The sequence below is a fragment of the Sphingobium sp. GW821-FHT02B05 genome (assembly GCF_059421905.1).
In genome coordinates this window covers 1,394,078-1,407,762 of the sequence record NZ_JBWKVW010000001.1, presented here as the reverse complement: position 1 = coordinate 1,407,762, position 13,685 = coordinate 1,394,078, and the positions used below count along the sequence as shown (strand labels likewise).

10 protein-coding genes are annotated in these 13,685 nt (G+C 64.6%); 7 read left to right on the top strand and 3 right to left on the bottom strand.

Going from position 1 to position 13,685, the window contains the following annotated elements:
* Positions 1 to 1,950, bottom strand: a complete 1,950-nt coding sequence (locus tag AC07UX_RS07090) for a SurA N-terminal domain-containing protein (RefSeq protein ID WP_495191228.1) — start codon at positions 1,948 to 1,950, stop codon at positions 1 to 3.
* Positions 1,951 to 2,150: 200 nt separating this feature from the next.
* On the opposite strand from AC07UX_RS07090, the gene tpiA reads away from it, so the two are divergent.
* The 3 genes from tpiA (at position 2,151) to pyrG (ending at position 5,196) form a co-directional block, all read left to right on the top strand.
* Positions 2,151 to 2,912 carry a triose-phosphate isomerase gene (gene tpiA, locus AC07UX_RS07085; protein WP_495191227.1) on the top strand — a complete coding sequence of 254 codons (762 nt, stop codon included), beginning with the start codon at positions 2,151 to 2,153 and terminating at the stop codon, positions 2,910 to 2,912.
* 186 nt (positions 2,913 to 3,098) lie between these two features.
* Positions 3,099 to 3,473: a preprotein translocase subunit SecG gene (gene secG / locus AC07UX_RS07080; RefSeq protein ID WP_495191819.1), complete on the top strand. Its 375-nt coding sequence runs from the start codon at positions 3,099 to 3,101 to the stop codon at positions 3,471 to 3,473.
* A gap of 91 nt (positions 3,474 to 3,564) precedes the next feature.
* Positions 3,565 to 5,196: a CTP synthase gene (gene pyrG / locus AC07UX_RS07075; protein ID WP_495191226.1), complete on the top strand. Its 1,632-nt coding sequence runs from the start codon at positions 3,565 to 3,567 to the stop codon at positions 5,194 to 5,196.
* A gap of 93 nt (positions 5,197 to 5,289) precedes the next feature.
* On the opposite strand, the gene AC07UX_RS07070 is transcribed toward pyrG, so the two are convergent.
* On the bottom strand, positions 5,290 to 6,393 hold the full coding sequence (locus AC07UX_RS07070) for an NADH:flavin oxidoreductase/NADH oxidase (RefSeq protein WP_495191225.1): 1,104 nt from the start codon (positions 6,391 to 6,393) through the stop codon (positions 5,290 to 5,292).
* 126 nt (positions 6,394 to 6,519) lie between these two features.
* Complete coding sequence (locus tag AC07UX_RS07065; RefSeq protein WP_495191224.1) at positions 6,520 to 7,650, bottom strand: PQQ-dependent sugar dehydrogenase; 1,131 nt, start codon at positions 7,648 to 7,650, stop codon at positions 6,520 to 6,522.
* Between the two features lie 262 nt (positions 7,651 to 7,912).
* Between AC07UX_RS07065 and rimP the strand changes: the two genes are divergently transcribed.
* The 4 genes from rimP to infB all read left to right on the top strand — a co-directional run bounded on the left by rimP (position 7,913) and on the right by infB (position 13,615).
* Complete coding sequence (rimP, locus tag AC07UX_RS07060; RefSeq protein WP_495191223.1) at positions 7,913 to 8,437, top strand: ribosome maturation protein RimP; 525 nt, start codon at positions 7,913 to 7,915, stop codon at positions 8,435 to 8,437.
* Positions 8,438 to 8,451: 14 nt separating this feature from the next.
* Complete coding sequence (gene nusA, locus AC07UX_RS07055) at positions 8,452 to 10,023, top strand: transcription termination factor NusA (RefSeq protein WP_495191222.1); 1,572 nt, start codon at positions 8,452 to 8,454, stop codon at positions 10,021 to 10,023.
* Between the two features lie 195 nt (positions 10,024 to 10,218).
* Positions 10,219 to 10,902: a DUF448 domain-containing protein gene (locus AC07UX_RS07050; protein ID WP_495191221.1), complete on the top strand. Its 684-nt coding sequence runs from the start codon at positions 10,219 to 10,221 to the stop codon at positions 10,900 to 10,902.
* Between the two features lie 97 nt (positions 10,903 to 10,999).
* On the top strand, positions 11,000 to 13,615 hold the full coding sequence (gene infB, locus AC07UX_RS07045) for a translation initiation factor IF-2 (RefSeq protein WP_495191220.1): 2,616 nt from the start codon (positions 11,000 to 11,002) through the stop codon (positions 13,613 to 13,615).
* Positions 13,616 to 13,685: the final 70 nt, after the last annotated feature.

Genomic DNA, 13,685 nt, shown 5'->3' with positions numbered 1-13,685 from the left:
TTACTGTTCGCCGCTATTGGTGGCGGCCAGCGCGCTGCGGACCTGATCCACGGCCTTGGCATTGCGGGTGACGCCCATATCCTTTTCGATCGCGCGTTCGAACTGCTGGCCATATTCCTGGCCGACCACTTCGCCCAGCTGGGTGCGGACCTGATTGAGCAATTCCGGCTGGCCCTTGGCATCGCCGCGCTCGATCTTGTTCAGTTGCACCACGAAATAGCCGCGATCCTGGCCGATCGGCAGGGTCTTGACCGTGTTGGCGGCCATCGAGAAGAGGATGGCGACTTCGGCTGGCGGGCGCTGTTCGCCGCGCATGATGTCGGCGCGGCGGCCGCCCAGCGTCTGGGGCGCGGGCAGCTTGACGCCGGCCTGGGCAATGGCGTCGGCCAGCTTCGTACCCTTGGCGACCTTTGCCTGGATCTGCTCGGCCAGCGCCTTCGCCTTCTGGCTGCCTGCGTTCAGCTTATACTGGGCCAGCACCAGCTGCTTGACCTCTGCCAGCGGGGGCGGGGCGGCGGCGACGATCTCGCCCGGCGCGGCCAGCGCATAGCGCTTGTCGGCGGTGATCGGGATCAGCTGCGCGTCGTCGTCGGCACTCATCGAGAAGACCGGGGCGAGCAGCGGCGTAAGGTCCGGACCGGCGGTGAAGGCCGAATCCTTGACCTGCTTGCCGGTGGCCAGAACCAGCGGGCTGGTTTCCAGCTTCAGCCCATTATCCTTCGCCACTTCGTCGAAGGTGCCGCCGTCGGCGATCGCATCCTCGATCTTGCCGGTGAAGTCGGTGAGCAGCTGCTTTTCCTTCTGGACGCGCAGCGCGGCGACGATGTCGTCGCGTACGGCGGCGACCGGACGGGCCGGGGTTTCCTTGGCAAAGGTGACGCGCACCAGCAGCCAGCCGAGCGACCCACGGACCGGGCCGATCAGGTCGCCCTGCTTGCCGGCGAAGACGGCGTCGGCGACGGACTTGCCGGCCGACGCGGTCAGCGCCTCCCGGCTCTGGTCGGTGGATGTCGATACAGCCAGGCCAGCGCCCCTGGCGGCGTCGGCCAGCGATTTGCCGCCCTTCACCTGATCGGCGATCGCCTTGGCAGCGGCCTGCGTGGGCAGCACTAGCTGTTCGATACTGCGCGTCTGCTTGGCGGCGTAGGCGGCCTTGTTCTGGTTGTAATAGCTGCTGATCTCCGCATCGGTCGGCTGGGCCGCCTGGGCGAAGCGATCGGCGTCGATCACGGCGTAGCGGATGCGGCGCTGTTCGGGGATGGTGTAGCGGCTGGCATTCTTCTTGTAGAAATCGGCCAGCTGCGCGTCGCTCGGCGTCTTTTCGTCGAGGAAGGCGATGGCGGGGATCGCCGCGACCGTACCCTGGCGCGCTTCCAGCAGCAGCGAGGCATAGGGCAGGACCAGGCTGTCGGTCAGCTTGACGCCCAGGCCCACGGGGGCGAGCATCTGACGCTGGAGGATTTCGCGGCTGATATCGTCGCGCAGCGCCTGTTCGGTCAGCCGTTCGCGGGCCAGCAGGGCGCGGAAGCTGTCGTTGCTGAAATTGCCGGCCGCATCCTGGAACGCGGGGATCTGTGCGATCTGCGCATCGACCAGCCGCTTGGAGATATGCACGCCCTGATCGTCGGCAAAGGCGCGCAGCGTCAGCGAAGCGACCAGCTGGTCATAGACCTGCCTGCCGCCGCCCTGCGCGAAGAAGTCGCCGATCTGAAGCCCCGGATTGGAGCGGCGTGCATTTTCGAACACGCGCTGGACGCGATCCTGCAATTCGGTTTCGGACAATGTATAGCCGCCCGCCTTGGCCGCGGTCCCGCCGCCAGCGATGGAGCCGCCGAACTTGCCGCTCGAAATGTCCCCCATGATGAAGGCCGCGGCGATCACCCCCAGAAAGAGGATGGCGATGAGCGCGCCGAACTTGGAGCGGATGAAGCTGCGAAAGACAGAAAGCATGGGGGTTCCGGAACTGCGGCTGTGTGGCGGCCCGCTTTAAGGGCGGATGCGCGCGGCGGCAAGGCTTGGACTGGACAAATGCGTGAGCGCCGTTCATCGGCTGTGGCAGCATCCTGTTCTTTCGGGGAGACGTGCGGGTAAAAGCCCGGCGGCGAAGGGGCAGGGCGCGACGTGCAGCAATAATCACAAGGAACGCTTTGATGGGCAGGCGCAAGCTGGTTGTCGGCAATTGGAAGATGAACGGGATGCGCGCGCATCTGAACGAGGTCGAGGCGATCGGGGCGGTCGCGGCGGCGCATCCGAACGTGGAGGTGGGCCTGTGCCTGCCCGCGACGCTCATCATGGCAGGGTCCGAACGGCGGGGCGCCGCCTTCATCGGGGCGCAAAACTGCCATATGGATTTCAGCGGCGCCTATACCGGCTCGCTGTCGGCCGAGATGCTGGCCGAAGCCGGCGCCACCTGGGTCATCACCGGCCATAGCGAACGGCGCGAGGCGCGGGGCGAAACCAATGCCGACATCGCCGCCAAGTCGGTCGCCGCGCATAATGCGGGCATCAACGTGATCCTGTGCGTGGGCGAAACACTGGCCGTGCGGGACGCGGGACGGGCAGAGCAGGTGGTGGCCGACCAGTTGCTCGCTTCCCTGCCCGAAGGGGCGGCTGCGGACTGGCTGGCGGTTGCCTATGAACCCATCTGGGCGATCGGCACCGGCCGCATCCCGACGATCGAGGCAGTGGCCACCATGCATGGGGCGTTGCGTAGCGCGCTGGCCAGTCGGATCGGCGCGGAGGCGGACAAGGTGCGTATCCTCTATGGCGGGTCGATGAATGGCGACAATGCGGCCGACCTGATGGCCATCGCCGATGTCGATGGCGGGCTGGTGGGTGGCGCAAGCCTGACTGCCGCGAAATTCGCGCCGATCATCGCGGCAGCCGACAGCAAGCTGGCGGCAGCGGCCTGATATAATTCATGCTCCGTTCGCTTCGAGCGAAGTCGAGGAGCCGTAAGCGCTGTGCCAGCGTTTCTCGGCTTCGCTCGAAACGAACGACCTTCAGTATAAGCTGAGGCAGCCTGCAATGGTTGCCCCCGCGCGCCATCGTCGCTATGTGCGCGCCAACGCACCCTATTGTACCGGACCATCGTCGCCATGTTCACCTTCCTCCTCGTCGTTCAGGCGATCGTCGCCGCCCTGTTGGTCACCGTCATCCTGATGCAGAAGTCGGAAGGCGGCGGCCTGGGCGTGGGTGGCAGCCCGGCGGGCCTGATGTCGGCGCGCGGCGCGGCGGATTTCCTGACCCGTTCGACCACGGTGCTGGCCAGCATCTTCGTGCTGCTGTCGGTCGTGATGGCGGTGATCGCCGCCGTGCGTCACGCGCCGAGCGACATCGACACCTCGCTGGTGAAGCAGGCTCCGGCGACGCAGGCTGCGCCGGCCGCGCCTAACGCCGATCCGCTGGCTGGCGTGGCCAGCAACGCGGCGTCCGCTCCGGCGGCGAACGGCGCGGTTCCGCTCGCCAACTAAACTTTCCGTCGATCTTTCGATCTTTTTTTCAAGCGCGCGTAGATTCGCGCGCTTGCCCTTTGTTGTTCCGAAAGGCTAAGCCTCTCTTCCCATGACGCGGTATATTTTCATCACCGGCGGCGTGGTCTCCTCGCTTGGCAAAGGCCTTATGGCCGCTTCGCTCGCAGCGCTGCTGCAAGCGCGAGGTTTCCGTGTGCGAATCCGGAAATTCGACCCCTATCTCAACGTCGATCCGGGCACGATGAGCCCGTATCAGCATGGCGAAGTCTATGTGACCGACGATGGGGCGGAAACCGACCTGGACCTTGGCCATTATGAGCGGTTCACCGGGGTTTCGGCGCGGCAGTCGGACAATGTGACGCAGGGCCGCGTCTATCAGACGATCATCCAGCGCGAACGGCGCGGCGACTATCTGGGCGCGACGGTGCAGGTCATCCCGCACGTCACCGACGAGATCAAGGCGTTCGCCACGGCCGATACCGAAGACCTGGACTTCGTGCTGTGCGAAATCGGCGGCACGGTGGGCGACATCGAATCGCTGCCCTTCATGGAAGCGATTCGCCAGCTGCATAACGACCTCGATCGCGGCCAGTCGATCTTCGTCCATGTGACGCTGGTGCCGTACATCGCGGCGGCCGGCGAGCTGAAGACCAAGCCGACCCAGCGCAGCGTGCGCGACCTGACATCGCTCGGCATCCAGCCCGACATTTTGCTGTGCCGCTGCGAACATCCGCTGCCCGACAGCGAGCGCAAGAAGATCGCCCTGTTCTGCAACGTGCGCCCTGAGGCGGTCATTCCCGCGCTCGACGCCAGCAGCATCTACGCCGTGCCGCATCAATATCATGCCGAAGGGCTGGATGAGGAAGTGCTGCGCGCATTCGGCATCAAGGATGCGCCGGCGCCGGAAATGGCGCGGTGGGACGATATCATGGATCGTCGGCAAAACCCCGAAGGCGAAGTCACGATCGGGGTGGTCGGCAAATATGTCGGCCTGCTGGACGCCTACAAATCGCTGTTCGAAGCGCTCAGCCATGGTGGCCTGGCCAACCGGGTGAAGGTCAACGTCAAGTGGATCGACGCGGAGCTGTTCGAGAAGGGGGACGATATCGTCGCCAGCCTGGAGCCGATGCATGGCATCCTGGTCCCCGGCGGTTTTGGCGTGCGCGGGTCGGAAGGCAAGATCGAATCGGTCAAGTTCGCGCGCGAACGCAATGTGCCCTTTTTCGGCATCTGCCTTGGCATGCAGATGGCCTGTATCGAGGGCGCGCGGAACACGGCGGGCATCACGCAAGCCTCCACCACGGAATTTGGCGAGACGTCCGAGCCGGTCGTGGGCCTCATCACCGAATGGATGGGCAAGGAAGGGTTGCAGAAGCGCACGGCGGACACCGATCTGGGCGGCACGATGCGTCTGGGCGCCTATCCGGCGAAACTGGACGGCAACAGCGTCGTGGCAGGCATTTACGGCAGCAACGACATCAGTGAGCGGCACCGCCATCGCTATGAGGTGAATGCGGGCTATCGCGACGCACTGGAAAAGGGCGGCCTGATCTTCTCAGGCATGTCGCCGGACGGCATGCTGCCCGAAATCGTCGAGCGGCCCGACCATCCCTGGTTCGTGGGCGTGCAATTCCATCCGGAACTGAAGTCCAAGCCCTTCGATCCGCATCCGCTCTTCGCCAGCTTCATCGCAGCGGCGGTGAAGCAGAGCCGGCTGGTCTGAAATAAACTGTTCCCCGGCACAGGCCGGGGCCCAGTTGCAACCGTCGAACTGGACCCCGGCCTGTGCCGGGGAACAGCATGGGCAGGGGGCAGGTCAGGATTCGAACAGATGCCGGTACTGGCGCGGCTGGCAGCGCAGATATTGCGGGGCGGCCTTCACTGACGCGCCCAGATGGGCGGCGGCGTGCCAGGGCCAGCGCGGGTCGTAGAGGATGGTGCGCGCAATCGCGATCAGGTCTGCGTCGCCGGTGCCGACGATCGCTTCGGCTTGTTCAAAGTCGGTGATGAGGCCGACGGCTATCACCGGGATCGACACCGCCTGCTTGACGGCGCGGGCCAGTGGCACCTGATAGCTGGGCCCGACCGGAATCTCCTGCCGCGGGTCCAGGCCGCCGCTCGACACATGGATGGCGCTGCACCCGCGCGCTTCCAGCGCCTTGGCAAAGGCGATCGTCTGGTCGATGTCCCAGCCGCCTTCCACCCAGTCCGTGCCCGACACGCGCATCGTAACCGGCTTGTGCGCAGGGAAGGCTGCGCGCACCGCATCGAAAATCTCCAGCGGCAGGCGCATCCGATTTTCGAGGCTGCCACCATAGTCATCGTCGCGCCGGTTGGAGAGGGGCGAGAGAAACTGATGCAGCAGATAGCCGTGCGCGCCGTGCAGCTGTATGGCGTCCAGGCCCAGATTGTCGGCACGTTTCGCCGCCGCGACGAAGGCGTCGCGCAGCCGGTCGATGCCGGCCCGGTCGAGCGCCATCGGCGCATGAGTGCCCGGTGTGAAGGGCAGGTCGGACGGCGCGACCGTCTGCCAGCCATTGGGCGAGTCGGGCGCGATCTGCGCGCCGCCTTCCCATGGGACATGGGTCGATGCCTTGCGCCCGGCATGGCCGAGCTGGATCGCGATGGGCATGGCGCTATGCGCGCGCACGCCGTCCAGCACCCGCTTCATCGCGGCTTCGGTCCGGTCGTCCCACAGGCCGACATCGGCATGACTGATCCGGCCTTCGGGCAGGACGGCGCTGGCCTCGATCGTGAGCAAGGCAGCGCCCGACAAGGCAAGCTGGCCCAGATGGATGAGGTGCCAGTCGGTCATTTCGCCATCGACGGCCGAATATTGGCACATGGGGGCGATGACGATGCGATTGTCGAGGCTCAGGTCGCCGACGTGGAAAGGCTCGAACAGCTTGGGTCCGCTCATGATATCTCCGGCTTTTATGGAGACGAAAGCGGGGGCCAGTTTCGTGCGTCGAACTGGCCCCGGCCTTCGCCGGGGAACGAGAAGCGCCCTATATAGGGCGCCCTCCATGTCCTGAAAGGCGTCCGATCAGCCGGCCGGCGTCAGTTTCAGCATCCGGCCCTGCGATTTGCCGCCATCCTCCAGTAGCCACAGCGCGCCGTCCGGCCCCTGTTCCACTTCGCGGATGCGGGCGCCCATGTCCCATTGATCGGCCTTTTCCGCCTTTTCGCCGCCCAGCTTCACGCGGACCAGGCTCTGGCTGGACAGGCCGCCGATGAACAGGGAGTTTTTCCACTGCGGGAAGAGGTCGCCCGAATAATAAAGCAGGCCGCCCGGCGAAATGACCGGGTTCCACCAGGCTTTGGGTGCTTCGAAGCCGTCGCCCGGCGCATGATCGGGAATGTCGCGGCCGTCATAATGGCTGCCGTTCGATGCCTTGGGCCAGCCATAATTGAGGCCGGGCTTGATGAGGTTCACCTCGTCGCCGCCCTTAGGCCCCATTTCCTGTTCCCACAGGCGCCCGTCCTTGTCGAAGGCGATGCCCAGCAGGTTGCGATGGCCATAGGACCAGATGGCGGGGTTGAAGCCCTTGGCGCTGAGCGGATTGCCCGCGGCCGGCGTGCCGTCAAGGTTGAGGCGCAGCACCTTGCCCAGCGTGGACTTGGGGTCTTGCGCGGGGTCGAACTTCTGCCGCTCGCCATTGGTGAAGAAGAGATATTTGCCATCGGGCGAAAAGGCGATGCGGCCCGAATAATGGCCGTTGCCATCGACATAGGGGCTGGCGCGGAAGAGGACGGTCACGCCGTCGAGCTTGGTCGTGCCGTCGCTTGCCTGGTTGAACGCGCCCCTGGCCAGCGCCACGCCTTTCAAGCCATCGCGTTCTTCGGAAAAGCTGAAATAGACGGCCTTGTCCTTCGCGAAGGTCGGCGAGAGGACGACGTCCATCAGCGCGCCTTGCCCTGCACTGTCCACCTTGGGGATGCCGCCGACCGGGATCTTGGTGCCGTTTTTCGGATCGAACAGGATCATCTCGCCTGCCTTTTCCGTCACCAGCGCGCGCCCGTCCGGCAGGAAGGTCATGGCCCAGGGCGAATCGAAGTCGGCGATCACGGAGCTTTTGAACGGCTTGTCGCCAGCGGCGGTGGTCTGGCTATTGGCGCCTTCGCCCGAGCAGGCGATCAGGAGGAGGGGCAGGGCGGAAATCAAGGTGCGGGACATTCTATCCTCCGTTCGGGCTGCGCTGATCGAGACCCCGTCCGTCCTGAAAGAAAGAGCGGCCCTTCGACAAGCGCAGGGCGGACGGGGGATATGAAAATTTCCGATAGAATGATCGGGCACGAATAATGTTGCAGATTTCTCGTACCATGCCTATATCGCTCTTGCTTCCTTACATCGTCAAACATGTCAGGGTCGCGGGCAGGACGCTCGCGGCGGCGAATGCTGCATCGCCGAAGCACGCATATTTATTGTCGGAGACTGCATGGCGGACATCGCCGAACTGACCGCGCTGATCGAACCTGAGGTGAAGGCTTTGGGCTTCGACCTTGTGCGCATCAAGCTTTTCGGGTCGGGCGACGAATATACGCTCCAGATCATGGCCGAAAATCCCAAGACCAAGCAGCTCGTGATCGAAGATTGCGCCGCCATATCGCGCCGCATTTCGGACGTGATGGACGAGGTCGACCCGATCGAGGAAGCCTATCGCCTGGAAGTCAGTTCCCCCGGTATCGACCGGCCGCTGACCCGCCTGTCCGACTTCATGGAATGGGCGAGCCATGAGGCGAAGATCAGCGCGACCGAAATCGTCGAGGGTCGCAAGAGCTTTCGCGGCGTCATCAATGGCGTGGAGGGGGAGGATATCCTCTTCACCGACGCCAAGGCCGGCGACGTCGTCATTCCGTTTTCGCTTGTCAGCGACGCCAAGCTGGTGCTGACCGACAGGCTGATTTCTGCTAGTATGCCGCTTTCCTCCGATGGGGCGGATGAATTTGAAACCGAAGAATAAGGGTTCATAAAGCCATGGCCAACGCCATTTCCGCCAATCGGGCCGAACTGATCGCCATCGCCAATTCGGTGGCCAGTGAAAAGATGATCGACAAGGCCATCGTCATCGAGGCGATGGAAGACGCGATCCAGCGCGCGGCGCGTGCCCGCTATGGCGCCGAAAACGATATCCGTGCGAAGCTGGACCCGGACAGCGGCGACCTGCGCCTGTGGCGCGTCGTCGAAGTGGTCGAGGTGGTCGAGGATTATTTCAAACAGGTGGACCTCAAGCAGGGCCAGAAGCTGAAGAAGGACGCCGTGATCGGCGACTTCATCGTCGATCCGCTGCCCGCCATCGACCTGGGCCGCATCGATGCCCAGTCGGCCAAGCAGGTGATCTTCCAGAAGGTCCGCGACGCCGAGCGCGAGCGCCAGCATGAAGAATATAAGGACCGCGTGGGCGAGATCATCACCGGCGTCGTCAAGTCGGTCGAATTCGGCCATGTCGTCGTCAATCTGGGCCGCGCCGAAGGCGTGATCCGCCGCGATCAGCAGATCCCGCGCGAAGTCGTGCGCGTGGGCGATCGCATCCGATCGGTCGTGCTGAACGTGCGCCGCGAAAATCGCGGGCCGCAGATTTTCCTCAGCCGTGCGCACCCCGAATTCATGAAGAAGCTGTTCGCGCAGGAAGTCCCCGAAATCTACGACGGCGTCATCACCATCATGGCCGCCGCCCGCGATCCGGGCAGTCGCGCCAAGATCGGCGTCATCAGCCGCGACAGCAGCATCGATCCGGTCGGCGCCTGCGTCGGCATGAAGGGTAGCCGCGTCCAGGCCGTCGTGCAGGAAATGCAGGGCGAAAAGATCGACATCATCCCCTGGTCGGAAGATACCGCCACTTTCGTCGTCAATGCGTTGCAGCCCGCGCAGGTCGCCCGCGTCGTCATCGACGAAGAGGAAGAGCGTATCGAAGTCGTCGTGCCCGACGATCAGCTCAGCCTCGCCATCGGCCGTCGTGGCCAGAATGTCCGCCTCGCCAGCCAGCTGACCGGCAAGGCGATCGACATCATGACCGAGGCCGACGCCAGCGAGAAGCGCCAGAAGGAATTCGTCGCCCGCTCCGAACTGTTCCAGAACGAACTGGACGTGGACGAGACGCTGTCGCAGCTGCTGGTCGCCGAAGGCTTTGGCGAGCTGGAGGAAGTCGCCTATGTCGAAATCGACGAGCTGGCGGCGATCGAAGGCTTTGACGAGGAGCTGGCCGCCGAATTGCAGAATCGTGCGCTCGAAGCGCTGGAGCGCCGTGAGGTTGCTGCTCGTGAAGAACGCACCAATCTGGGCGTCGAGGACGCGCTGGCCGACATTCCGCACCTGACCGAAGCGATGCTGGTCACGCTGGGCAAGGCGGGCATCAAGACGCTGGACGATCTGGCGGACCTGGCCACCGACGAACTGGTGCAGAAGAAGCGTGTCGACCAGCGCCGTCGCAAGACGGACAGCAACAGCGACGACAAGGGCGGCATCCTGGCGGCCTATGGTCTGTCGGACGAGCAGGGCAATGAGATCATCATGGCCGCGCGCGCCCACTGGTTCGAAGAGGAAGCATAAGTCTCCATGGCTTTAGACGGCATCCTGTCAGCATATTGCACCCGGTCGCGCATGCAGCGGCCGGGCATGCCGAGGGCTGTCGCATCGACTCTAGCAAGGGAGGACGCCAATGTTGCGGACACTCCCCGATGAGAGAATAGCGCCTCTCGACAGCGTTGGACTTGCCCTTTCATCCGTTTTGGCGGAGGGGCGCGCATGACCGAACGCAAATGTATATTGAACGGCGACCGCGCCGACCCCGAAACGCTGATCCGTCTGGCGATCGGCCCGGAAGGTCAGGTGCTGCCCGACATCCGTGCCAAGGCGCCGGGGCGGGGTGCCTGGATCGGCGTGTCGCGCACCGAACTGGAAGTCGCGATCGCCAAGGGCAAGCTGAAAGCCGCGATCGCCCGTTCCTTCAAGGACGGGACGATCGACATTCCCGCCGACCTGCCGGCCATGATCGAGTCGGGGCTGCGCAAGACGCTGCTCGACCGGCTGGGCCTGGAGGCGCGGGCGTCCATGCTGCTGACCGGTTCTGAAAAAATCGACGTCGCCTGTCGCAAGGGGCAGGTGCAATTGCTGCTCCATGCGGCCGATGCGGCGGCCGACGGCAACCGCAAACTGGACCAGGCGCTGCGCGTCGGACAGGAAGCGGAAGGCACGGATTTGGCAGGCATCACCTTGCCTGTGGACCGCGACGCCCTATCTATGGCAATGGGGCGCGATAATGTCGTCCATATCGCGGTGACCGACTCGCGGGCAGCTTCGCGCCTGCGCGCGGCCATAGGCCGCTTGGAAAGCTATCTGGGTTGCGCTAACGGGGCGTCCGTGCATGGGGAGCATGTCTCCGCTGATGCGCCGGACGTTTCTGGTCAGGCTTCGATTGGGCCCCATTAGGCATCGTTCTTGCGGGCGCAGGCCGGAAGCATCGAAGAATAAAGGCGTCGGCGGGCCTATCCGGCCGAAGCGGAAGTGAAGGGTTAAGTTCGAACTTATGAGTGACAGCAAGGAAGACAAGCCGGTTCTGGGTCGCAAGCCGCTGGGCATCAAGCGGACCGTGGAATCCGGTCAGGTGCAGCAGCAGTTCAGCCATGGCCGCAAGAATACGGTCGTGGTTGAGGTGAAGCGGCGCCGCGTCCTGGGCAAGCCCGGTGAGACGACCGGTGGCGCTCCTGCGGCTGCGCCCCAGGCCGAGCCCGCTCCGGCACCCGTTGCGCAGGCCCCTGCGCCGCGCCCTGCCGCCCCTGCGCCGCAGCAGACCCGCGCGCCGCAGCCCGCCCCCGTGCGCCAGGCGCCGCCGCAGAGCCTGATGTCGCGTCAGGAATTGCAGGCCAAGCTGCTGCGCGAGGCCGAGGAAGCCCGCATGACCGCGCTGGAAGATGCGCGCCGTCGTGAGGACGCCGCACGCATCGCCGCCAGCGAGGAAGAAAAGCGCCGGGTCGAGGAAAATCGCCTGGCTGCCGAAGCGGCCGCCGCTGCGCCTGCGCCGGCGGAAGAGCCTGCGCCGCAGCCGGTTGCCGAAGCAGCCGCTGCGCCTGCGGCTGAACCTGCAAAGGTAGAGGCCGCTGCGCCGACCGGTACGCAGGAACGCCCTGCTGCGACCACGGCTGCCCCGGCCGCCGCCACGCCGCCGCCGCGTCGCTTCACCCCGGTCACGCCGGTCAAGCGCCCCGAACCGGCCAAGCCCGATCGCGCCAAGAAGGGCGAGGATAATCGTCGCCAGTCCGGCAAGCTGACCGTCACCAAGGCCTTGGCCGATGACGACAGCGCCCGCGCCCGTAGCCTCGCCGCGCTCAAGCGCGCGCGCGAAAAAGAACGTCGCGCCCATTATGCCGGCGGCGCCCAGCCGCGTGACAAGCAGGTCCGCGACGTCGTGGTGCCTGAAGTCATCACCGTGCAGGAACTGGCCAACCGTATGGCCGAAAAGGGCGCGGACTTGGTCAAGTCGCTGTTCAAGATGGGGCAGGCGGTTACGCTCAACCAGCCGATCGATCAGGATACGGCCGAGTTGCTGGTCGAAGAATTCGGCCACCGCATCCAGCGCGTGTCCGATGCCGACGTTGAAATCGGCATCGAAGGCGATGTCGACGCGGTCGAAACGCTCAAGCCGCGTGCACCCGTCGTCACGATCATGGGCCATGTCGATCACGGCAAGACCTCGCTGCTCGACGCGCTGCGCGGGACCGACGTGGTTGCCGGCGAAAGCGGCGGCATCACGCAGCATATCGGCGCCTATCAGGTGACGACGAAGAAGGGCGATGTCATCACCTTCCTCGACACGCCGGGCCATGAAGCCTTTTCCGAAATGCGTGCCCGCGGCGCCAACGTCACCGACATCGTCATCCTGGTGGTGGCGGCGGACGACGGCCTGATGCCGCAGACGATCGAAGCCATCAATCATACCAAGGCGGCGGGCGTGCCGATGATCGTTGCGATCAACAAGTGCGACAAGCCCGAAGCGAACCCGCAAAAGGTGCGCGAGCGCCTGTTGAGCGAGGAAATCGTGGTCGAGGATATGGGCGGCGACGTGCAGGACGTGGAGGTTTCGGCGCTCAAGAAGACCGGCCTTGACGAACTGATCGAGAAGATCCTGCTTCAGGCCGAAGTCATGGAACTGACCGCCAACCCCGATCGCGCTGCCGAAGGCAATGTAATCGAGGCACAGCTGGACAAGGGCCGTGGTGCCGTTGCCACCGTGCTGGTGCGCAAGGGGACGCTCAAGATCGGCGACACCTTCGTCATCGGCGCAGAAAGCGGCAAGGTGCGCGCGCTGGTCAACGACAAGGGTCAGAATGTGAAGGTTGCCGGTCCATCGACCCCGGTCGAGGTGCTGGGCCTGTCGGGCGTGCCCAAGGCGGGCGACCAGCTCACCGTCGTCGAAAACGAAGCCCGTGCCCGCGAAGTCGCCGCCTATCGCCAGGAACAGCTCACGCTCAAGCGGACGGCGTCGGTGCCGACCAATTTCGAGAGCATGTTCTCTGCCCTCAACACGACGATGATCGAATATCCGGTCGTTATCCGTGGCGATGTGCAAGGGTCTGTCGAAGCGATCGTCACGGCGCTCAACCGCATTTCGACCGACGAGATCAAGGTGCGGATCCTCAGCTCGGGCGTGGGTGCGATCACCGAAAGCGACGTCACTCTGGCCGCCGCCAGCCGCGCGCCGCTGATCGGCTTCAACGTCCGCCCCAACGCCAAGGCGCGTCCCATGGCCATCCGCGAGAAGGTGTCGCTGCGTTATTATGACGTGATCTACGACCTGCTTGAAGAAGTGCGCGGCGAAATGGCGGGCCAATTGGCGCCCGAACGCATCGAAACGATCGTGGGCCGGGCCGAAGTGCTTCAGGTGTTCCCGGCGGGCAAGAAGGACAAGGCGGCCGGTCTGCTCGTCCTGGACGGCATCATCCGAAAGGGGCTCAATGCGCGCCTTACCCGTTCGGACGTCATCGTATCGAAGACGGTCATCCACTCGCTGCGTCGCTTCAAGGACGATGTGTCCGAAGTGCGCGCCGGCATGGAGTGCGGTGCGGTGTTGCAGGATACGAACGACATCAAGGCCGGCGATACGCTGGAACTGTTCGAGGTCGAAGAGCGTCAGCGCACGCTGTAACAGGAAAGTGCGTCACCCCGGCGAAGGCTGGGGTCTCGTGCGATCCTGGCTCTGCCGTCGCTTGAGACCC

What these genes read in the sequence shown, in the direction of transcription:
- AC07UX_RS07065 (WP_495191224.1), bottom strand. Translation starts at nt 7,650, where the DNA reads ATGTCCCGCACCTTGATTTCCGCCCTGCCCCTCCTCCTGATCGCCTGC.
- AC07UX_RS07070 (WP_495191225.1), bottom strand. Translation starts at nt 6,393, where the DNA reads ATGAGCGGACCCAAGCTGTTCGAGCCTTTCCACGTCGGCGACCTGAGC.
- nusA (WP_495191222.1), top strand. Translation starts at nt 8,452, where the DNA reads ATGGCCAACGCCATTTCCGCCAATCGGGCCGAACTGATCGCCATCGCC.
- AC07UX_RS07050 (WP_495191221.1), top strand. Translation starts at nt 10,219, where the DNA reads ATGACCGAACGCAAATGTATATTGAACGGCGACCGCGCCGACCCCGAA.
- secG (WP_495191819.1), top strand. Translation starts at nt 3,099, where the DNA reads ATGTTCACCTTCCTCCTCGTCGTTCAGGCGATCGTCGCCGCCCTGTTG.
- tpiA (WP_495191227.1), top strand. Translation starts at nt 2,151, where the DNA reads ATGGGCAGGCGCAAGCTGGTTGTCGGCAATTGGAAGATGAACGGGATG.
- pyrG (WP_495191226.1), top strand. Translation starts at nt 3,565, where the DNA reads ATGACGCGGTATATTTTCATCACCGGCGGCGTGGTCTCCTCGCTTGGC.
- rimP (WP_495191223.1), top strand. Translation starts at nt 7,913, where the DNA reads ATGGCGGACATCGCCGAACTGACCGCGCTGATCGAACCTGAGGTGAAG.
- AC07UX_RS07090 (WP_495191228.1), bottom strand. Translation starts at nt 1,950, where the DNA reads ATGCTTTCTGTCTTTCGCAGCTTCATCCGCTCCAAGTTCGGCGCGCTC.
- infB (WP_495191220.1), top strand. Translation starts at nt 11,000, where the DNA reads ATGAGTGACAGCAAGGAAGACAAGCCGGTTCTGGGTCGCAAGCCGCTG.